The 19,711-nt window shown below is 68.7% G+C and carries 12 protein-coding genes; 3 read left to right on the top strand and 9 right to left on the bottom strand.

The genetic code is table 11. From position 1 onward, the window contains the following. Positions 1-4: 4 nt before the first annotated feature. From H0E84_RS10815 to H0E84_RS10805, 3 genes are all read right to left on the bottom strand, one after another. Positions 5-1,318 carry a sugar MFS transporter gene (locus H0E84_RS10815; RefSeq protein ID WP_425600482.1) on the bottom strand — a complete coding sequence of 438 codons (1,314 nt, stop codon included), beginning with the start codon at positions 1,316-1,318 and terminating at the stop codon, positions 5-7. A gap of 73 nt (positions 1,319-1,391) precedes the next feature. Further along, positions 1,392-2,426 (bottom strand): LacI family DNA-binding transcriptional regulator, encoded by a 1,035-nt coding sequence (locus H0E84_RS10810; RefSeq protein ID WP_180678663.1) that lies wholly within the window; start codon positions 2,424-2,426, stop codon positions 1,392-1,394. Positions 2,427-2,598: 172 nt separating this feature from the next. Beyond that, positions 2,599-5,097, bottom strand: coding sequence for a GH92 family glycosyl hydrolase (locus tag H0E84_RS10805; protein WP_425600481.1), 2,499 nt, complete (start codon positions 5,095-5,097; stop codon positions 2,599-2,601). A gap of 711 nt (positions 5,098-5,808) precedes the next feature. Between H0E84_RS10805 and H0E84_RS10800 the strand changes: the two genes are divergently transcribed. The 3 genes from H0E84_RS10800 to H0E84_RS10790 all read left to right on the top strand — a co-directional run bounded on the left by H0E84_RS10800 (position 5,809) and on the right by H0E84_RS10790 (position 13,188). Further along, complete coding sequence (locus tag H0E84_RS10800) at positions 5,809-8,913, top strand: TonB-dependent receptor (protein ID WP_180678662.1); 3,105 nt, start codon at positions 5,809-5,811, stop codon at positions 8,911-8,913. Positions 8,914-8,983: 70 nt separating this feature from the next. Then, complete coding sequence (locus tag H0E84_RS10795) at positions 8,984-10,516, top strand: tryptophan halogenase family protein (protein ID WP_180678661.1); 1,533 nt, start codon at positions 8,984-8,986, stop codon at positions 10,514-10,516. After that, entirely contained in the window at positions 10,513-13,188 is a 2,676-nt protein-coding gene (locus H0E84_RS10790; RefSeq protein WP_180678660.1) for a beta-mannosidase, read from the top strand. Before H0E84_RS10795 ends, H0E84_RS10790 begins: the two co-directional genes overlap by 4 nt. Before the next feature lie 40 nt (positions 13,189-13,228). Here H0E84_RS10790 and H0E84_RS10785 read toward each other — a convergent pair whose 3' ends face one another. From H0E84_RS10785 to H0E84_RS10760, 6 genes are all read right to left on the bottom strand, one after another. Continuing rightward, positions 13,229-13,960, bottom strand: a complete 732-nt coding sequence (locus tag H0E84_RS10785; protein WP_180678659.1) for a copper homeostasis protein CutC — start codon at positions 13,958-13,960, stop codon at positions 13,229-13,231. After that, on the bottom strand, positions 13,957-14,964 hold the full coding sequence (locus H0E84_RS10780; protein WP_180678658.1) for a glycosylasparaginase: 1,008 nt from the start codon (positions 14,962-14,964) through the stop codon (positions 13,957-13,959). The genes H0E84_RS10785 and H0E84_RS10780 overlap by 4 nt, the downstream gene beginning before the upstream one ends. A 64-nt stretch (positions 14,965-15,028) precedes the next feature. After that, positions 15,029-16,114 (bottom strand): glucokinase, encoded by a 1,086-nt coding sequence (locus H0E84_RS10775; RefSeq protein ID WP_180678657.1) that lies wholly within the window; start codon positions 16,112-16,114, stop codon positions 15,029-15,031. Positions 16,115-16,245: 131 nt separating this feature from the next. Next, on the bottom strand, positions 16,246-17,067 hold the full coding sequence (locus H0E84_RS10770; protein ID WP_257644179.1) for an aldose epimerase family protein: 822 nt from the start codon (positions 17,065-17,067) through the stop codon (positions 16,246-16,248). A 22-nt stretch (positions 17,068-17,089) separates the two neighbouring features. Next, positions 17,090-18,094 (bottom strand): glycoside hydrolase family 43 protein, encoded by a 1,005-nt coding sequence (locus tag H0E84_RS10765; RefSeq protein ID WP_257644178.1) that lies wholly within the window; start codon positions 18,092-18,094, stop codon positions 17,090-17,092. Between the two features lie 41 nt (positions 18,095-18,135). Continuing rightward, on the bottom strand, positions 18,136-19,617 hold the full coding sequence (locus H0E84_RS10760; RefSeq protein WP_180678654.1) for an MFS transporter: 1,482 nt from the start codon (positions 19,615-19,617) through the stop codon (positions 18,136-18,138). Positions 19,618-19,711: the final 94 nt, after the last annotated feature.

The following is a 19,711-nucleotide window of genomic DNA, read 5'->3' as shown; positions in this document are numbered from 1 at the left end:
CGCCTCAGCCCCGGCCGCCAACGCCGGCCACGCGCGAACCGCGCAGTCCGTACCAGACCACGTAGGCGTAGCACAGCGCAGGCAGCAGGAACGCGTACTGCAGCGCGCGCGTCTCGTCGCCGGTCGCGACCTGCAGGACGTCGACCAGGTTGCCCTGCAGCAGCGGGATCACCGCGCCGCCGAAGATCGCCATCACCAGCAGGCTCGATGCCTTCGGCACCAGCGGGCCGAGGCGGTCGATCACCAGGGTGAAGATGGTCGGGAACATGATCGAGTTGAAGAAGCCGACCGCGATGACCGCCCACATCGCCGTGGTGCCGCCGCTGGACATCGTCGTCGACAGCAGCGCGATCGCGACGACCGCGTACGCACCGAGCATCTTCCTCGGATCGAACTTCAGCAGCAACGCGGCGCCGACGAAGCGACCGACCATCGCCGCGCCCCAATACAGCGAAACGTAGAACCCGACATCCTGCTCGGCGACGCCGCCGATATCGGGCCGCATCGCGTAGTTGGCGAGGAAGCTCCCGATCGCGACCTCGGCACCGACGTAGAGGAAGATCGCCAGCACGCCCCAGCGCACGTGCGGACGCTTCAGCACTTCGGCGAAGGTGTGCTTGAGCGGGTCGGCCTTCTCGGTGGCCTCGGCATGCGCGGGCAGGCGGAAGAACCAGACCGCGACCGCAAGCACCACCAGCGCCAGCGCCACGCCGAGGTACAGCGGCTGCACCGTCTGCGCGCGCTCGGCGGCCGGCAGCAGCGCCAGATCTTCCGCGCTCAGGTGGGTCGCGCTGAAGATCAGCGCGCCGCCGACCGCTGGGCCGATGGTGTGACCGACCGAGTTGACCGCCTGGGCGAAGTTGAGCCGGCTCGGCGCGCGCTCCGGTGCGCCGAGCAGCGCGACGTACGGATTCGCCGAAACCTGCAGCAGCACGATGCCGCTGGCAAGGATGAACAACGCCGGCAGGAACAGGTAGAACGAGCCCGCCTGCGCCGCAGGCAGCACCAGCAGCGAGCCGCCGCCCGCGATCAGCAGGCCGATCACGATGCCGAGCTTGTAGCCCACGTGCGACATCACCCTGCCCGCCGGCACCGCCATCACCAGATAGGCGCCGAAGAAGCAGAACTGAACCAGCATCGCCTGCCAGTACTTGAGTTCGAACACCGACTTCAGGTGCGGGATCAGCACGTCGTTGAGCTCGGTGATGAAGCCCCACATGAAGAAGATCGCGGTCATCGCGATCAGTGCCATGCGCGCTTTGGCGGCGACCGCGGCGGTGCCGGCCGGCGGGCTTTCGGATTGGTCGGGTGTGCTCATGCGGGAGGACGCTCTGTCGGTCAGGTGTCGCTGCTGCGGCACCGGGGTCGTGGGCATGGGAGGCGATTCGTGTTCATTGCATCGACTCCCCGCAGCTGCCGCGCACCATCAGCTGCACCGGCGCGACCACGCGCCGCGCGGGCGCATCGGGTTCGCGCACGCGATCGAGCAGCATTTCCGCGGCCAGGCGGCCACAGACGCGCGGCTGCACCGCCAGCGTGGTCAATGGCGGGGTGGACAGTGCCGCCTCGCTGATGTCGTCGAAGCCGGTGACGGCGAACTCGCTGCCCGGGAGCACGCCACGCGCGCGCAGGCCGAGCATCAGGCCGAAGGCGACGTTGTCGTTGTAGCAGACCGCCGCGGTCGAACCGGGCGCGCGCTCGAGCAGTTGGGCGGTGCGCGCGGCAGCGTCGCCGCGGGTCGGGCTCGATTCGACCAGCCAGCCCGGCTCCGGCTCGATGCCGGCGGCGCGCATCGCTTCCAGATAGCCCTCGCGACGCTGCCGGCACGAACTGGAGTCGGCGTGGCCGCCGAAGAACGCGATCCGCCGATGGCCGAGCGCAAGCAGATGTTCGGTGGCCAGGCGCGCGCCGCGCTGATTGTCGAGTGCGAGGAAATCCCAGTCGTGACCGGACAGTTCGCGGTTGAACACCAGCACCGGCATGCGTGCGCCGAGCACGCGCTGCAGCGCGACGGCATCGCTGTGCTCGGCCGGCGAAAGGATGATGCCGGCGGGAGCGTGCTCGACCAGCGAGGCCAGCACCGCTTCCTGGCGTTCCGGCGATTCGGCGGTGCTGCCGAGCAAGGTCACGTAGCGGCCCTCGCCCAGCGCCTCGTCGACGCCGGCGGCGAACTCGGCGAAGAACGGGTTGGACAGGTCGTTGATCACCAGCGCCACCGACGACGACGTCTGCCGACGCAGGTTGGCCGCTGCGCGGTTGTAGACGTAGCGCTGGCGCTTGAGTTCGGCCTCGACCCGGGCGCGGGTGTCGGCGTGCACCAGCGGGCTGCCGCGCAGTACCAACGACACGGTTGCGCGCGAGACCCCGCAGGACTTGGCGATGTCGGTGACGGTGACGACCTTGTGCCTGGACTTGATTGCAGTCATCGGAAGCCTCTTGATGCGAATCCCTGAGTTCGACCGATTATTGCCGAAATGAATCGATTCAAGCCTGCTTTTCCGCTCGGCTCTTCCGGCCGACGCCATCCCCACGCGGTACCGTCGCGACATCGGCGTCGCTGCAGGCTCGTGCTGAAGGCGTCCACGCCGCATCGTCCGCTCAGCGCGCGCTTGCCGGGCAGGCCGCCGCCGGCCGGCTGGAAGCGTCCGCGCCCCAATCCGAAGGCTCGTTGCCGAGCTCGAAGCCGAGCTCGCCACCTTCGCGCAGGCGCGACCAGTCCAGCCAGACCTGCTCCACCGGCTCGCCGTTGAAACGCACTTGGCGCGGGTACTGCACCGAACCACCATCCGCACCCGGCGCGGCCACGCTCAGGGTCCGGCCGTTGCCGAGATCCATCTCGATCCGCTCGAAGCGAGGTGCGTGCAGCACCAGTTCGCCCGTGCCAGGCATCAGCGGGTACAGGCCGATCGCGGTGAACAGGTACCAGGCCGACATCGTGCCGAGATCGTCGTTGCCGGTAACCCCGTCGGGTGCGTTGGTGAACAGGGTCTGCGCCGCGCGCACCACGATTGCGGTGCGCTCCGGGGCGCCGAGGACGGTGTAGATCCATGGCACGTGCATGGTCGGCTCGTTGTTCGGGTTGAAGCGGAACTGGCCGTAGTAGTCGTATGGGCCCGCCACCCACTCGCCGCGTGCCTTCCCCACGTCTTCGCGCAGCACGTCCAGGGAGAAGAAGGCATCCAGGCGTTCGAGCGTGCGCTCGCGTCCGCCCATCGCCTCGGCCAGGCCCGCGGGATCCTGGGGCACCAGCCACTGGTACTGCCAGGCGGTTCCCTCGTGGAAACCATAGTGCGAACGCGGGCTGTAGGCGCCGGTTGGCGGTGCGAACCAGCGCCCGTCCTGCAGCCGCGGACGCGGAAAGCCGGTGAAGCCGCTTTCTGCTTCCTTCAGCTGCCGATCCCAGACATTGCGCCAGTTGCCGCCGCGGCGGCGCAGGTCGGCGGCGTCGACGGTGTGGCCGAGTGCTTCGGCCATCTGCGCCAGCGCACAGTCGGCCACGGCGTACTCGAACGTGGCCGAGCCGGCATGGTGCGGATCCACGTCCATCCCCTTGGAGGGAAAGGCGCGGTCGAACTGGATGAAGCCCTTGGCCAGGTAGTTCGGGTTGCCGCTGCGGCCGGCATGGCGCGAGTTCAGCGGCGGCACGTCATGGGCGTTCTGGCGCAGCGCCGCCCAGGCCTGGGCTTCGCGGCCCTCGAGCGCGCCGAAGCGCCACAGGTCGGCCAGGAAGGGGGTGACCGGGTCGCCGGTCATGACGTTGGTCTCGAAATTGGCGTAACCCCAGCGCGGCAGCCAGCCTCCCTGCTCGTGGATCGCCAGCACCGAACGGGCGATGTCGCGCGAGCGCTCCGGCCGCAGGATCGCCAGCAACTGGTTCTGCGAGCGGTAGGTGTCCCAGAGCGAGAAGTATTCGTAGTAGGTCCAGCCGTCGGCGACATGGATGTCGTCGTCGTAGCCGCGATAGCGGCCGTCGGCATCGCTGCCTGTCAGCGGCTGCAGCAGGGCGTGATAGAGCGCGGTGTAGAACACCGTGCGGTCGTCGCGGCTGCCGCCCTCGATCCGCACCGAGGCCAGCTCCGCCCGCCAGGTGTCCTGTGCAGCCTTGCGCATCGCATCGAAGCCCATCGGCTTGCCGTTCTTCATGCCGTCGGCGCGCAGGTTGATGCGCGCGCCTTCGGCATCGACATGCGAGATCGCGCTGATCGCGGTCACCGTCCGTCCCTTCGAGGTGTCGAAGCTGAGCCAGGCGCCGTTGTAGGGGTCGTGCTCGCCTTCCATGCTGAAGCGCGCGTCGGGCGTGCCGCCGGCCTGGCCCCAGGTGCCGAACGATTCGAACGGGCGGTCGAACTCGAGGCGGAACCAGGTGCTGTACTGGTGGCCGCCGCAGAAGCTCATCGTGGTGACCTTGCCCTCGACCACGCGGTCGCCGACCACCTCGATGCTGCTGCCGATCACGCGGTGGCGGGCATTGGCCTGGCTGACGTTGACCAGCACGTGGCCTTCCGGCACGCCGGCCGGAAAGGTGTAGCGCTCGGCCGCGGCACGGGTCAGCGCGGTGGCCTCGGCGTCGATGCCGCCGTAATCGGTCAGCCGCACCCTGTAGTAACCGGCCTGGCCGATCTCGCCTTCATGGGTGTAGGCCGAGGCGTACTCGCGGTGGTCGAAGCTCCTGGCATCGGAGGTGTCGAGATCGCCGCCCGGGCCGATCGTGCCGGTCACCGGCAACACCGAAACCTGTCCGCCCTGCTCCCAGCAGCCGGCGCCGGAAATGAAGGAGTGGCCGAAGCCATGGATCTTCGGGTCGTCGTAGCGCCAACCCGAATAGTGCTCGCCGATCGGCGAGACCTGGATCAGGCCGAACGGCGCGGATGCGCCAGGGAAGGTGTTGCCGTCGTCCTTGCTGCCGATGAAGGTGTTGACGGTGGCGGCGAGGTCATCGGCCTGGCGGGCCTGGGCCACCGGCGCCGACAGCAATGCGGCGACGCCGAGCACGAGCCCCGGCCCCCATCCTCGGATGCCGCGGCGGCACCGGCCCGCGGTCGGCGGCGAGGTCCTGCTCGACGGCATCGCAGACGTCGATTCGGCGAGCAACGGCATGGCAAGCAACATGGGTTCGGGCACGGCATACCTCAGGATCGTTGCGGCTGTCGGCGCAGCCGGATGGTCGGGTCCCGCAGCGCCGGCACGCCGCGAGACTTGCTGTGCGCGGATCGCGTCGCAGCCGACGGAGGCCATCGCACTGGAAGAGCACCGAGCCCGGTCGAGACCGGGCTCCAACCCGAGAAGGTGGCCGAGGATCAAACGGCCCATGGAATCAAATACTTGCCACGATTCAGGCGCCGATCCCGACAAGCGGCGACCGGGTCATCGCCCTGTCTTCGCTTGCCTGCACCACCGAACTGGATCGATCTAAATCAACCATAGTCCACATGACCATTGCATTCTGCACCGCAACAAAAAGCGCCCGGACCCTGGGCTCGCAAGCCCGACCGCTGCCGCTGTCGGCCATCGACCCGGCAGCATCCCCGGCGCGCGACCGGTTCCACCCGCGCCTTCCCGGCCGCCCTCAGCATGCTGCGAGGCAACATGCACACCTCTCTGCCCTGTGCTAAATCTTACGCCGCAATAAATTGGATCGATCCAATTCAACGCACTAGCCACGACGGGGCGTGAGCCCGGACCGTCCGTCTCGCGGACACCGCAGTCCGGCCGCACGATGGCGTGCACATGGAGCTGAATGCCACTCGGGATTTGGATCGATACAAATCGGTCGTTCGAGGCGTATCCATTCGGGAGAGGGAGATTCAGATGTCACAAGCACAGATCCGGAACTCGTTGTCCGTCGCGATTGCATTGGTTTTGACTGCCGCCGCGGCAGCGCCGGCCAGCGTCTTCGCACAGGAGACGGCTGCCACTGCCGATGCGGAAACGCCCCGGGAAGAAGCCCCGGTGTCCGACCCGGCCACCCACCTCGACACGGTCGTCGTCACCGGTTATCGCTACGCGATCGAGAAGAGCCTCGACCAGAAGCGCAATGCCAACGCGGTCGTCGAGGTCATCACCGCCGAGGACGTCGGCAAGTTCCCCGACAAGAACGTCGCCGATGCGCTGCAGCGCGTGCCCGGCGTGGTCATCACCCGCGACGGCGGCGAGGGCAAGACCGTCAGCGTGCGCGGCCTGCAGGCCGGCCTGACCCTGACCCAGTTGAACGGCAACTACATCGCTTCCTCCGAGACCAACAGCGAGGCCACGCGTGCGTTCAACTTCGTGCTGATGCCGTCCAACATGCTGGCCAGTTCGGAACTGTACAAGACGCCGGAAGCGCGCCTGGACGAAGGCGGCATCGGCGGCACCGTGATCCTGCATACCCGTCGGCCGCTGGACATGCCGTCCGATACCGGTTTCGCGTCGGTCGAGTTCACCCGTTCCGACACCAGCGGCACCACCGATCCGCAGTGGTCGGCGATGTATTCCTGGCAGAGCGACGACGAGCGCTTCGGCGCGCTGATAGGCGTGACCAAGCAGAACCGCACCAACCGCAGCATGGAAGTCGGTACCGAAAGCTGGTCATGGTACGGGGACGACTACACGAGCAATCCCGCGACCGACGTCAACGGCACGCCCCTGACCCAAGGCGGCATCAATTATTGGTGGGGCCAGTCGGGCCACTACGACCAGGACGGCGACTACTACTCGGATTTCTTCCTGCCGACCTCGGTCAACTTCGGAGTCCGCAACGAGAAGCGCGAGCGGACCGGAACGCAGTTGACCCTGCAGTTCCGCCCGACCGACGACCTGACCCTGACCGGCAACTACTTCCGCTTCGACCTGCAGGGCGACTACACCTTCAACCAGCTCAAGATCCCGGAATGGAACATCGCCCGCTTCGCGGGGGACGGCAACTGGCCGGGGGGCAGGCTGTTGAACGGGCACACCTTCGATCCCAGCGGCACCATCGTGACCGGCGCGGCGTTCGAACGGATCGCGGGCAGGACGTACTACTGCAGCGAAGCGGAGGCCGCGGCAGCAGGCATGGATCCCGGCGGCTGGGGTCCGGACGACTGCACGGTGCCGACACCCCAGCTCACCGGCGGCTACAGCCGCGAGCGCGCCCGGTCGGAGACCGCCGATCTCGAGATCGATTGGAACGTCAGCGATCTGTTCAAGGCCTCCTTCAAGGGCGGACGTTCCTGGTCCGACGGCGGCCCGTCGATGAGCTTTCGCATGTCGGCCAAGCCGCGGCGCCAGGTGGACGGCGTCTGGCAAGCCGGCAACACCTACAGCGCATGGGACCTGAGCGGCACGCCGACGGCGACGTTCTCCCCGGACCTGCAGGACGTCCTGATGGCCGGAATCGCCGAGATCGACACCGGTTCGACCGATTCGTCCTGGCTGGAAACCAGCGTGCGGCACAACTATTTTCAAGCCGACTTCAGCAAGCTGTTCCTCGACGGCTGGCTGGATTCGATCCAGCTCGGCGCCAAGTACACCGACAGCGAAGTCCATCGCAACACCGGCAACACCTACTGGGTCTGCCAGGGCGCGGACCCGGCCGACTACAGCCAGCGCTACCAGGCCGGCTGCGACCCGCAGGCGGGCGTCGCGCAACCAGGCTTCTTCTATTCGAAACCGCTCGGCGACATCGCGGGCGGCTTCGACGCCAACGTCTTTCCCGGCGTCGATTTCCCGGCCTACATCGCTCATCTGGACCAGCGCTACGGCGGGATGCAGAACCGACGGGAACCCAACTTCATCTACGACGTGGGCGAAAAGTCGACGGCAGCCTACGTCCAGGCGAATTTCCGCACCGACCGGGTGCGCGGCAATCTCGGCGTGCGCGTTGCCCGGACCCGGCAGTACGCCGCATCGACCGACAGGGTGGTCAGATGGCTGGACTACTTCGTGGATGGCCCGGACGGCAACCCGATGCCATGTCCCGCAGGAGGCCCGCCCCCGGGAACGGCCGGTTGCGAATCCGGTTTCGTGCGCATGCTCGAAGCGGAGGCCATGGAGGAATCCTACGAACTCGCCTCGATGGACAAGACCTATACCGACGTCCTGCCCAGCTTCAACATCGCCTGGGACCTGACCGATAACCTGGTGCTGCGTGGCGCCGCCTCCAAGGTCATCTCGCGGCAGGCCTACACCAGCATCGCCTTCCCGGGCAACCTCACGTTCTTCGACACGGAGTATGCCGATGATCGCAGGCTCGCCGGCGGCACCGTCGATCCCGGCTGGTACGGCGCCGGCAGCAACAAGGAGCTGGAACCGTTCGAGGCGACCCAGTTCGACGTTGCGCTGGAGTGGTACTACCAGCCGGGATCGGTCGTGGGCGCGGGCCTGTTCCGGAAGAACATCAAGAACTTCACGGTTCCGGTTGTCCAGGACCTGCTGCTCGACGTGGGCGGCGAGACGGTGACGGTGCAGGACTATTCCACGCAGGCGGCCGGGCGGGATGCCGTGTCGCAGGGCGTGGAAGTGTATGCGCAGCATACGTTCGACGCCGGCTTCGGCTTCCAGGCCAACTACACCTACAACGACACCAACATGGCGGCGGTCGTCGTCGGCACGCAGGAGATCGGCGAGTCGCCGCTGGTGGGCAGCGCGAAGACCCAGGGCAATCTCACGGCGTTCTACGAGAACAACCGGTTCCTTGCCCGCGCTTCGTACAATCGCCGCGGCGAAGTCGTCGGCGGCCTGTCCAACGGTTTCAACGTCTACACCGAACCGTACGACCAGGTCGACGTGAACATCGGCTACAACTTCAGCAACGGCCTGACGGTGACCGGCTCGGTGCTGAACGTGACCAAGTCCGAGCAGCGTTCGCACCTGGGCAACGACACCAGGGACCGCTTCCTGTCCAACGCGTACTCCGGCCGCATCATGTACCTGGGCCTGACCTACAAGTTCTGAACACCCTCTTCCCCCTCGCGCCCATCCGGCCGAGGGGGTTGGAGCGGCGAAACGCCGAGGCGGCAAGCGAATGACGGAAAGCGGCAACCGGATCGGGAACGTGGTGGTGGTCGGTGGCGGCAGCGCCGGATGGATGGCGGCTGCGGTGCTGGCGACCTACTTCGGGCATGGCGTCCGCATCCGCCTGGTCGAGTCCGAGGAGATCGGCATCGTCGGCGTTGGCGAGTCCACCGTGCCGTACATGAAGGTCTTCAACACGCGGGTGCTGGGCATCGCCGAGGCCGACTTCATCGTCAGGACCCAGGGCACGTTCAAGCTCGGCATCCAGTTCAACGACTGGGCCCGCCTCGGCGACAGCTACGTCCACGGTTTCGGCACCATCGGTCGTTCGCTGGGGCCGCTGCCCTTCCACCAGTACTGGCTGAAGCTGTTCCTGGCCGGGCGCGCGGCCGACATCGGCGCCTACTCGCTGCCCACCGTTGCGGCCCCGCTGAACAGGTTCATGGCCCTCCCGGCCGATGCGCCGCCGGGGTCGCCGGGACCGCCGCTGGCGGACATCGCCTACGGCTACCAGTTCGATGCCGGCCTGTATGCGCGCTACCTGCGCGAACTGGCCGAGCGCAGGGGCGCGCAGCGCACCGAGGGCAAGGTCGTCGAAGTCGTGCAGCGCGGCGAAGACGGCTTCGTCGAAGCGGTGGTGCTGGAAAGCGGCGAACGGGTCGAGGGCGAACTGTTCATCGACTGCTCGGGCTTCCGCGGCCTGCTGATCGAGCAAGCATTGAAGACCGGATACGAAGCGTGGGGCCAATGGCTGCCCTGCGACCGTGCGATGGTCGCGCCCAGCGCGAGCGCCGGACCGCCGACTCCCTACACCCGCGTGACCGCGCGCAGCGCCGGTTGGCAATGGCGCATTCCGACCCAGCACCGCGTCGGCAACGGCTACGTGTATTCCAGCAGCCACCTCAGCGACGACGAAGCCGCCGCGGCGCTGCTGTCCAGCCTCGACGGACGCGCGCTGGCCGAGCCACGCCCGCTGCGCTTCACCCCGGGCAGGCGCAGGAAGTTCTGGAACAGGAACGTCGTCGCGGTGGGCCTGGCAGGCGGTTTCATGGAGCCGCTGGAATCCACCTCCATCTACCTGGCGCAGTCCGGCATCCAGCGCCTGCTCAACCTGTTCCCGGACCGCGACTTCGACCCGATGCTGGCCGAACGGTTCAACCGGGAATCCGCCTTCGAGCACGAACGGGTGCGCGACTTCCTGATCCTGCACTACAACGCGACCGAGCGCGACGACAGCCCGTTCTGGGAACGTTGCCGGACCATGCCGATCCCCGACACCTTGCGCGAGACCCTCGACCTGTTCCGGCAGGACGGTCGCTACTTCCGCAACGCGGACGATTTCTTCGCACTGCCGAGCTGGATACAGGTGATGCTCGGGCAGCGCATCGTGCCGCGCACCTATCATCCGATCGTGGACCGGGTGCCCGGGGAGAGGCTGGCCGAATTCGTCGAGGGCGTGCGCCGGGAGACGGCGCGAGCGGTCGATGCGATGCCCATGCACCAGGACTACATCGATCGGCACTGCAAGGCGCCGGCGCCATGAGGTGGCGCGCCGGAGCCCGGTTCGAACGCGTCCTCCTGCCGCTCGCCGGACTGCTGCTGGCCTTGTGCGCGGCACCGGCGAGCGCCGGAGTGCGCGAAGGGCTGGTGATCGATGGCTGGCGGTTCCGTCAGCTGCCCGAGAGTCCGCAGGCCCGGACGCATCCGCAGGCCAACGCATGGCGCGCAGCCAGGGTCCCGGGTACGGTGCATACCGACCTGCTTGCGCACCGGCTGATCCCGGATCCCCATGTCGGCGCGCCCGAAGCCGGGCTGCAATGGATCGGGCTGGCCGACTGGGAGTACCGCACCACCTTCGACGCGCCGGCCGGCATGTTCGACGCCGCGCGCAGCGACCTGGTGTTCGAAGGCCTCGACACCTTCGCCGAGGTCTGGCTCAACGGCGAGAAGATCCTCGACGCCAGCAACTTCTTCCGCACCTGGCGGGTGCCGGTGCAGGGCAGCCTGCAGCAAGCCGGCAACGAATTGCGCGTGGTACTGCACTCGCCGATCAACCGCATGCTGCCGCGGGTCGCCGCGATGCCGCACAAGATCGGCGGCAACTACGCCTCGCCCTACGGCGACGAGCCGCCGGAGGCGATGACCGCAAACTTCGTGCGCAAACCCGGCTACCACTACGGCTGGGACTGGGGCCCGCGCTACGTCACCGCCGGGGTGTGGAAGCCGGTCAGGCTGCAGAGCTGGGACGCGGTCCGCATCGACGATCTGCACATCCGCCAGGACCAGGTCACCGCCGAGCGCGCCGAGCTGAGCGTGCGCGTCGGCCTCGACGTCGCCCGCGCCGGCGATTACGAGCTGCGCCTGTGGCAGACCGGGCCGGACGGCAGGCGCAAGCGCGTCGCACGCCAACGCATCGAAGTCGTCGCGGGCACCGACACCGTCACCGTGCCGCTGGCGATCGACGAGCCGCGGCGCTGGTTTCCGGTCGGCTACGGCGCGCAGGCGCTGTACCGCTTCGATGCGGAAGTGCTGGACGGACGCAGGCTGGTTGCCAGCGCCAGCCAGCGCACCGGCCTGCGCAGCGTCGAGCTTCGACTCGATCCCGACGAGGTCGGCCGCACCTTCCATTTCGAGATCAACGGCATCCCGGTGTTCGCCAAGGGCGCCAATTTCATCCCGTTCGACATGTTCCAGCCGCGCGTGAGCGAGGCGCAGCTGCGCCGCGTGCTGCAGTCGGCGGTCGACGCCAACATGAACATGATCCGCGGCTGGGGCGGCGGCTACTACGAGAGCGACGCCTTCTTCGACATCGCCGACGAGCTGGGCCTGCTGGTCTGGCAGGACTTCATGTTCGGCGGCGGCATGCAGCCGGCCTACGACCCGGAGTTCCGCGCGAACGTGCTGGCCGAGGCGCGCGAGCAGGTGCGCCGCCTGCGCAACCGCCCCAGCATCGTGCTGTGGTGCGGCAACAACGAGCAGGAAATCGCCTGGAAGTACTGGGACGGCGGCAACCACGGCAAGGAGCTGAGGGCCGCCGACCCCGAGTTCGCGGAAACGGTCTGGGAAGGCTACGTGCAGCTGTTCGGCCGCGATCTGCGCCAGGTCGTGGCCGAGGAGGCCGGCGGCATCGCCTACTGGTCGAGCTCGCCGGGCAACGACCTCGCCGAGGAGGCCAACGTCCCCGAGGCCGGCAACATGCACTACTGGGAAGTGTGGGGGTGGCCCGCGAAGCCGCCCACGGCCTACCTGGACCTCACCCCGCGCTTCATGGCCGAGTTCGGCATCCAGGCCTGGCCGGTGCAGCGCACCATCGATCATTTCGCCAGGCCCGACGAACAAGGCATCGACACGCCGGTGATCGAGGCGCACCAGAAGTTCATGGCCGGCAAGGGCAACGCGCGCCTGCTGCACTACGTGGAGATGGAGTTCGGCACGCCGAAGAATTTCGCCGACTTCGTCTACCTGAGCCAGGCCACCCAGGCCGAAGGCATTGAAATAGCCGCCCTGCACCACCGCCGCAGCCGTCCGTACACCATGGGCTCGCTGTACTGGCAGCTCAACGACGTGTGGCCGGGGGCGTCGTGGTCGAGCATCGACTGGTTCGGGCGCTGGAAGGCGCTGCACTTCCACGCCCGCCGCTTCTTCGCACCGGTCGCCGTCTCGGCGCTGCGCAACGCGGAGGGCAGGACGGGCGTGCACCTGCTCAACGATCGCACCACCGCACGCAGCGGCGAACTGCGCGTCCGGGTGGTGGGCGTGGACGGCAACGTGTTGCGCGACGAGCGCCAGGCGGTGACGTTGCCGCCATTGTCGTCGACCCGGGTCGACGCGTACGCCGATGCCCAACTGCTCGGCGGGGCCGACCCGGCCGCGACCGCGGCGGTGTTCGACCTGCGGGTCGAGGGCGAGCCGCCGTCGCGCCGCGTGGTCTGGTTCAAGGCCGCCAAGGAGATCGACTGGGGCACTCCTGGCCTGCAGGCCGAATTGGAGCGGGATGGCCGCGGCCACGTGCTCACGCTGCGCAGCGAACGGATTGCACGCGCGGTATGGATCGACTTCGGCGATCTCGATGTCGAACTTGCCGACAATGCGCTGACCGTGCTGCCGGGCGAGAGCGTGACCGTGCAGCTGACCTCGGCTGCCAGCCTCGCCGATCTGCGTACCGCGCTGAACCTGCGCTCGCTCGCCGACGCGGTACAGCCCGCTTCGCGATAGGAGGCGCTCGGAATCCGCTCGTCGTTCCCGTGCTCGACCGTCACGCTGGCGCGTGCAAGGCGGCACGCAGCGCCGCGACCCGATCGCGGTCGCTCTGCCGCCAGTCCGGCTCCAACCCGGGCAGCGCGGCGCGATGCCGCATCGCCGAACGCCTCATCTCCCCGGCCGAGGCGTGGAATTCGTCGGCCGCGCTGCGTTCGCGCAGCAACGCGATGTTGTCGGGCGCGACGCCGGCACCCGCCATCACCTTGATCCGCTCCCTCGCCTGCCGCGCCAACGCGGCGATGCCGTCGGCCCCGGCCAGGGCATCGGGCTGCGCCCCCGAGGTCAGCACCCGTTCGCAGCCGAGCTCGATCGCCGCTTCCAGCGCGCGCAACGGGTCGCGCGCGGCGTCGAGTGCGCGATGGAAAGTCACCCCGAGCGGGCCTGCTGCTTCGACGAGCGCGCGGCAGGCGTCCGTGTCGACCTCGCCATCGGCATCGAGCGCGCCGATCGCCACGCCGTCGCAACCCAGCCGCACGCAGGTCTCGATGTCGTGCCGCATCGCCTCGCGCTCGCCTTCGTCGTAGAGGAAGTCGCCGCCGCGCGGACGGATCAGCACGTACAGCGGAATCCGCAACTTGTCGCGCGCAATCGCGATCGTGCCGAAAGAAGGCGTGCAGCCGCCCTGGCCAAGGTTCTCGCACAGCTCGATGCGGTCGGCGCCGCCGTCCTGCGCGGCCAGCGCCGAGGCCAGCGAGTTGGCCGCGATCTCCAGCAACGGTGCGCTCACGACTGCCCCGTGGCGTAGACCGCGCCGGATTCGTGCAAGGCGTCGTGCGGGCCTTCGCCGCCATCCTGCATCGCGTAGACGAAGCCCTCGTGCAGGGCGAACGCGCCCACCTCGCCCGCCTTGTTCATCGCCAGGAAGCACACCTGCAGGTGCCTGCTCGCCTCCGGGCGCTTGCGGACGACGCGCTCGATCGCCTCGCGACACGCTTGCAGCGGCGAGCGCCCCTGCCGCATCAGTTCGACCACGAGGAAGCTGGCGGCATTGCGGATCATCTCCTCGCCCACCCCGGAGGCGGTGGCGGCGCCGACCTCGTTGTCGACGTACAACCCGGCGCCGACGATCGGGCTGTCGCCGACCCGTCCGTGCATCTTCCACGCCATGCCGCTGGTGGTGCAGGCGCCGGCCAACCTGCCCGCGGCGTCGAGGGCCAGGATGCCGAGGGTGTCGTGGTTGCTCCTGTCGCCCGGCCGCTGCCGACGTTCGACGTTGATCCGCGGGTCGTACTCCGAGGTCTCCAGCCACTCGCGCCAGGCCTGCCGCGCCTCATCGGTCAGCAGCGGGGTCTTCTCGAAGCCCTGCGCGACTGCGAACTGCTGCGCGCCCTGCCCGACCAGCATCACGTGCGGGGTCTTTTCCATCACCGCGCGCGCGACCGAGACCGGATGCAGGATGTCCTCCAGCGCGGCGACCGCGCCACAGCGGCCGTCGCCGTCCATGATGCTGGCATCGAGGGCCAGCACCCCGTCGCGGTCGGGGTTCCCGCAGCGGCCGACGGTCGGATTGCACAGGTCGGCCTCGGCCCAGCGCGCGCCGGCCTCGGCTGCATCGAGCGCGCTGCCACCGGCGCCGAGCACCTGCCACGCCGCCGCGTTGGCGCCGACGCCGAAATCCCAGGTGGAGACCACGCGCACCCCATCCGGCGCCCGTGCCGGCGCGATGCGCGGTAGGGCCAACGCGCCTGCGCTCAACATGATGCCCTGGATGAAGCGACGACGGCTTTGCATGACGATCATCCTCTCGTTGTGCGGATCGGTTCAGGTCCGACAGGCCGGTGCGCGTCGGCCGGATCTACGGCTGCGGGTTCGCCTCCCGTCCCGCCGCCCAGGCCAGCGCCGCGCCGAGCACGCCGAGCAGGCCGTGCTCGACCAGCCAGACCGGCGTGCGCGCCAGCTGTCCTGCCAGCACGCCCTTGTTGCGGAAGCGCATGGCGAAATCGCTCTCGCGCAGGAACGGCGCAATGCGCGCCGGGATGCCGCCGGCCAAATGGACCTGCCGGGCGCCGAACGCCAACGCCAGGTCCCCGGCGAAGCTGCCGAGGAGCGCGCAGAAGATCGACAACGCCTCGATCGCCTGGCGATCGCGCCCGTCCAATGCGGCCCGGGAGATTGCAGACGGCGTACTTAGACGCGGATCGACCCTGTCCAACGCGCACAGCGCTCCATAGGTATTGACCAGTCCGGGGCCGGACAGCACCCGGTCGGCATCCACGTGCGGCCAACGCCCGAGCAGGTGGCGCAGGACTTCCAGCTCGCGCTCACTGCCCACGGCCAGCGCCGCGTGCCCGGCTTCGCTCGGCAGCACGCGCGGCGGCATGCCCGGCAGGTACAGCGCGGCGCCCAGGCCAGTCCCCGGCCCCAGCACCAGCACGGGCGCCTCCTCGGGCACGGCGGGGTCTCCGCACACCAGGCTCGCCTGCGACGAGTCGACGTGCGGGACTGCGAACGCCACCGCCTCGAAATCGTTGAGCAGGGTCAGGGTTCGCAGGCCCGCGTCGTGCCGGGTCTGCGCCAGCGACACCGGCCAGGGAAGATTGCTGTTGACCAGCATGTCGCCATCCAGCACGCCGGCGATGGCGACCGCGGCATCCGCGGCATGGCCGACGCCGGCCTGGGCCATGAATGCGCGCAGGACTGCGGCCAGCGTCGGATGGTCGGCACAGTCGTACTGCCGGTAGCCGAGGACGGACTGCGTGCCGTCGGCTGCGATCCGCACATGCCCAACCCGCGCGTGCGTGCCGCCGACATCGGCTGCGATCAGGTCGATCGAACCCTCCGGGCCGTGTGAAGTGCGCCCGCGGGACAGCCGTGGGTCAGACGGCGCACCGTTGGCTGCAGACAGGTCCGCTTGTAGTCGCCGATCTTCTGGCCGAGGCATGGGTGATGTGAATCGAGCCGGGACGCATCGATTATCAACCAGGAGCCCGCAGAATTGAATCGATTCAAACTCGCGGTTGCGCTGCTTCTAGGGTGCGCACGACACCAGAGGCCACGGCGGAGCGGTCGCCGTCACAGCCACTCGATCAGGAACCACGCATCCAGACTCGCCCCGGGCGCGAGCCGCTGCGGGGCGAGGTTGAACGCGTCCGGCGGGCCGGTCTGCGGTTCGACGCAGGTGGCGTGCGCGGCGGCGTCGTAGACCACCCAGTGCTCGCAGCCCGAGGTCAGGCGCAGGGTCCTGCCGTGGAGACGGAGCAGGACCGGCTCGTGATTGAGGAAGCAGTCGTCCCATGGACCCGGGGCCGGCGCCCGCGGCGGTGCGGTGGCGATGCCGTCGGCGTCGCGGGGGTACATCGCGACGGGGGAGAAATCCAGGCGGTCGGGCTTGCGGAACCAGGGATGCCATCCGATCGCGGCCGGCATCGCCAGCACGCCGGCGCTCACCGATAGCCGCATCCGCAGCCGGTCGACGCCGACTTCGATCCGCTGCCGCGCCGCGCCGCCGAACGGCCAGCGGGCATCGGCGGGCAGCTGCACCGACAGCTCGGCCAGCGTGGGGCCATGCCGGTCCATCCGCCACGGCATGGCGTAACCCACGCCATGCACGGCGTGGCCGTCCGCATCCACGGGCAGGCGGTACTCGCGCGTCTCGAACGCGAACCTGCCGCCGCGGATGCGGCCGGCCCAGGGCACCATCGGGTAGCAGCCCCAGGCGATGGGATCGGTGCCGTGCTCGCCGTACCCGACCAGCAGGTCGCCCCCGTCGTGGCGGATCTGCGCGATCCGCCCGCCGGCGCCGGGTGCGATCTCGACCGCGAGACGCCCGGCGTCGATCCCGACCAGCGGGCCGGGACCGGGCGCGACGGCAGCGCTGTCATCCTGTGGCGGCATCGGCCGTCCCGGCGCCGGCGCGTCAGCCGCCATAGGGATCGAGGGTCGCGATCCTGCCCGCCGCGTCGTGCTGCAGCGGCGCCACCTTGACCGAGCGCAGGTGGGTGACGCCGCCGGAAAGGAGCGAGTCGTGGTAGTACAGCCACCAGCGGCCGCCGAATTCGACGATCGAGTGGTGGGTGGTCCAGCCGACCACCGGGCGCAGGATCGTTCCCTGGAAGGTGAACGGCCCATACGGGTCGTCGCCGATCGCGTAGCAGAGCAGGTGGGTGTTGCCGGTGGAATACGACAGGTAGTACCTGCCGCCGTACTTGTGCAGCCACGGCGCCTCGAAGTAGCGGCGTTCGTGGTCGCCGGCGCGGAGCGGCGCGCCGTCCGCGTCCAGGATCGCGACCTCGCGCGGCGTCTCGGCGAAGTGCGTCATGTCCTCGGTCAGGCGCGCGACCTTCGGCCCCAGCGCCGGGGCGTCGTCGTCGGGTTCGCGGCCGTCGGGGTCGTGGACGTTGTCGCGGTACTGCTGCAGCTGCCCGCCCCACAGGCCGCCGAAATACATATAGAAGGCGCCGTCGGCGTCGCCGAAGACGGCCGGGTCGATCGAGTAGCTGCCGGGAATCGGCTCGGGCTCGGCGCTGAAGGGGCCTTCGGGCCGCTCGCCCGTCGCCACCCCGATGCGGAACGTGCCGGCTGCGTCGCGCGCCGGAAAATACAGATAGTAGCGGCCATCGCGGCAGGCCGCGTCGGGCGCCCACATCTGCCGGGAGGCCCACGGCACGTCGTCCACGTGCAGCGCGACGCCGCAGTCGACCGCCTCGCCTTCTGGCGAGTCCATCCGCAGCACGTGGTAGTCCTGCATGCCGAAGTGGTCGCCGTCGTCGTTGAACGGGATGCCGGCGTCGATGTCGTGCGACGGATAGACGTAGACCGCCCCTTCGAACACGTGGGCCGAGGGATCGGCGGTGTAGATATGGGTGACCAGCGGTCGGGAGATGGCGCGCGCGGCCAGCGCCTGCAGTTGGTCGGCTTCCATTGCGTCTGACATCCTCGGCCCTCTGTCGACGGGGAAATGGATCAGCGCGCGGCCGCCTGCAGCCGCCGCGCCGCCAGCTCCTGCTCGATGCGCGTTTCCGTCGCCTTGTTGATCTCGTACAGGAACAGCAGCGCCACGCACAGCAGGAACGGAATCGAGGCGTACACGCTGACCGCCAGGCGGATGCCCTGCACCGCGCCCGGCGCCTGGGTGTCCACGCCGGGCAGGTAGCCGTAGAAGGCGAGGATGCCGGCCACCAGCGCGCCGCCCACGCTCAGTCCGATCTTCAGCCCGCAGAGCATCGCCGAGAAGATGATCGCGGTGGCGCGGCGGTGGTTCTTCCACTCGGAGTAGTCGGCGACGTCGGCGATCATCGCCCACAGCAGCGGGATGGTGATGCCGTAGAAGAACCCGTGCAGGATCTGCGAGACGAACACCAGGCCGATCGCATCCGGCGGGTACAGCCAGAACGCCAGGACGAACAGCGTCGACAGGAACAGCGCCCCGCCGAAGGTATCGCGCTTGCCGAATCGGTCGGCGAGAGGCTTGGAGAATCCGATGCCGACGATCATGAAGATGATGCCGCCGCCGTTGAACAGGCTGAAGGCCGAGGCCGGCGCGTCTTCCGGCCACTGGAATGCGGCCAGGCCCATGCCGGTCAGGACCGCATTCACGCGCTCGACCCCGGCGTTGAAGCCGATGCCGTCGAGGAACGCCGCCAGCGCAGCGGGATCCAGGTAGTACTGGAAGTAGTAGATGTACATGCCGCCCTTGAGCGCCAGCGTCACGAACACCAGCACCGTCAGCGCCAGCATCACCAGCCAGGGCCGGTTGCGCGCCAGGTCGGAGAGGTCCTCGCGGATGCTCGAGCGCTGGTCGGACACCGGCACCACTCGCTCGCGGGTGGTGAAGAAGGTGATCAGGAAGAACACCGTGCCGACGATGGCGAACAGCGCGATGGTGTTCTGGAAGCCCTGCACCTTGTCGCCACCGCCGAGGATCAGCACCAGCGGCAGCAGCAGCACCTGGATGATGAACTGCGCGACCATCACCGCCACGAAGCGGTAGGCCGAGACGCTGTTGCGCTGGGCCATGTTGCCGGTGAGCACGCCGCTCAGGGCCGCGTACGGCAGATTGTTGGCGGCATAGACCAGCACCAGCAGGGTGTAGGTGACCAGGGCGTAGATCACCTTGCCCTGGGGACCGAGGTCGGGCGTGCTGAAGGCCAGCAGGGAAAGCACGCCGAACGGCACCGCCGTCCACAGGATCCACGGCCGGAACTTTCCCCAGCGGGTCTCGGTGCGGTCGGCGAGCAGCCCGACCAGCGGGGTGAACACGAACGCGCCGAGCAGGCCGACGACGAAGATGATCGTCGCCGCGGTGCCGGCGGGGATGCGGTAGACGTCGGTATAGAAGAACGCCAGGAAGGTGACCAGCGTCTGGAAGATCAGGTTGGCGGCCAGGTCGCCCAGGCTGTAGCCGACCTTCTCGGTGACGGTGAGTTTCTGCAGCGCGCTATCCATGGGCTCGAGCTCGGTGGTGCGGACCCGCCATGGGACCGGCTTGCGCCATTGTGGGCCGCCGCGCGCCGCCGCCCCAGTCCGGCCGGGCCGGGCG

This window comes from Luteimonas salinisoli (assembly GCF_013425525.1).
GTDB classification, from domain to species: Bacteria; Pseudomonadota; Gammaproteobacteria; order Xanthomonadales; family Xanthomonadaceae; genus Luteimonas; species Luteimonas salinisoli.
The sequence above is the reverse complement of the archived record's forward strand: the minus strand, read 5'-3'. Positions and strand labels throughout refer to the sequence as shown.

Coding starts and splice junctions, on each gene's coding strand:
- H0E84_RS10815 (WP_425600482.1), bottom strand. CDS start 1,318: ATGAGCACACCCGACCAATCCGAAAGCCCGCCGGCCGGCACCGCCGCG.
- H0E84_RS10810 (WP_180678663.1), bottom strand. CDS start 2,426: ATGACTGCAATCAAGTCCAGGCACAAGGTCGTCACCGTCACCGACATC.
- H0E84_RS10805 (WP_425600481.1), bottom strand. CDS start 5,097: ATGCCGTTGCTCGCCGAATCGACGTCTGCGATGCCGTCGAGCAGGACC.
- H0E84_RS10800 (WP_180678662.1), top strand. CDS start 5,809: ATGTCACAAGCACAGATCCGGAACTCGTTGTCCGTCGCGATTGCATTG.
- H0E84_RS10795 (WP_180678661.1), top strand. CDS start 8,984: ATGACGGAAAGCGGCAACCGGATCGGGAACGTGGTGGTGGTCGGTGGC.
- H0E84_RS10790 (WP_180678660.1), top strand. CDS start 10,513: ATGAGGTGGCGCGCCGGAGCCCGGTTCGAACGCGTCCTCCTGCCGCTC.
- H0E84_RS10780 (WP_180678658.1), bottom strand. CDS start 14,964: ATGCAAAGCCGTCGTCGCTTCATCCAGGGCATCATGTTGAGCGCAGGC.
- H0E84_RS10775 (WP_180678657.1), bottom strand. CDS start 16,114: ATGCCTCGGCCAGAAGATCGGCGACTACAAGCGGACCTGTCTGCAGCC.
- H0E84_RS10770 (WP_257644179.1), bottom strand. CDS start 17,067: ATGCCGCCACAGGATGACAGCGCTGCCGTCGCGCCCGGTCCCGGCCCG.
- H0E84_RS10765 (WP_257644178.1), bottom strand. CDS start 18,094: ATGGAAGCCGACCAACTGCAGGCGCTGGCCGCGCGCGCCATCTCCCGA.
- H0E84_RS10760 (WP_180678654.1), bottom strand. CDS start 19,617: ATGGATAGCGCGCTGCAGAAACTCACCGTCACCGAGAAGGTCGGCTAC.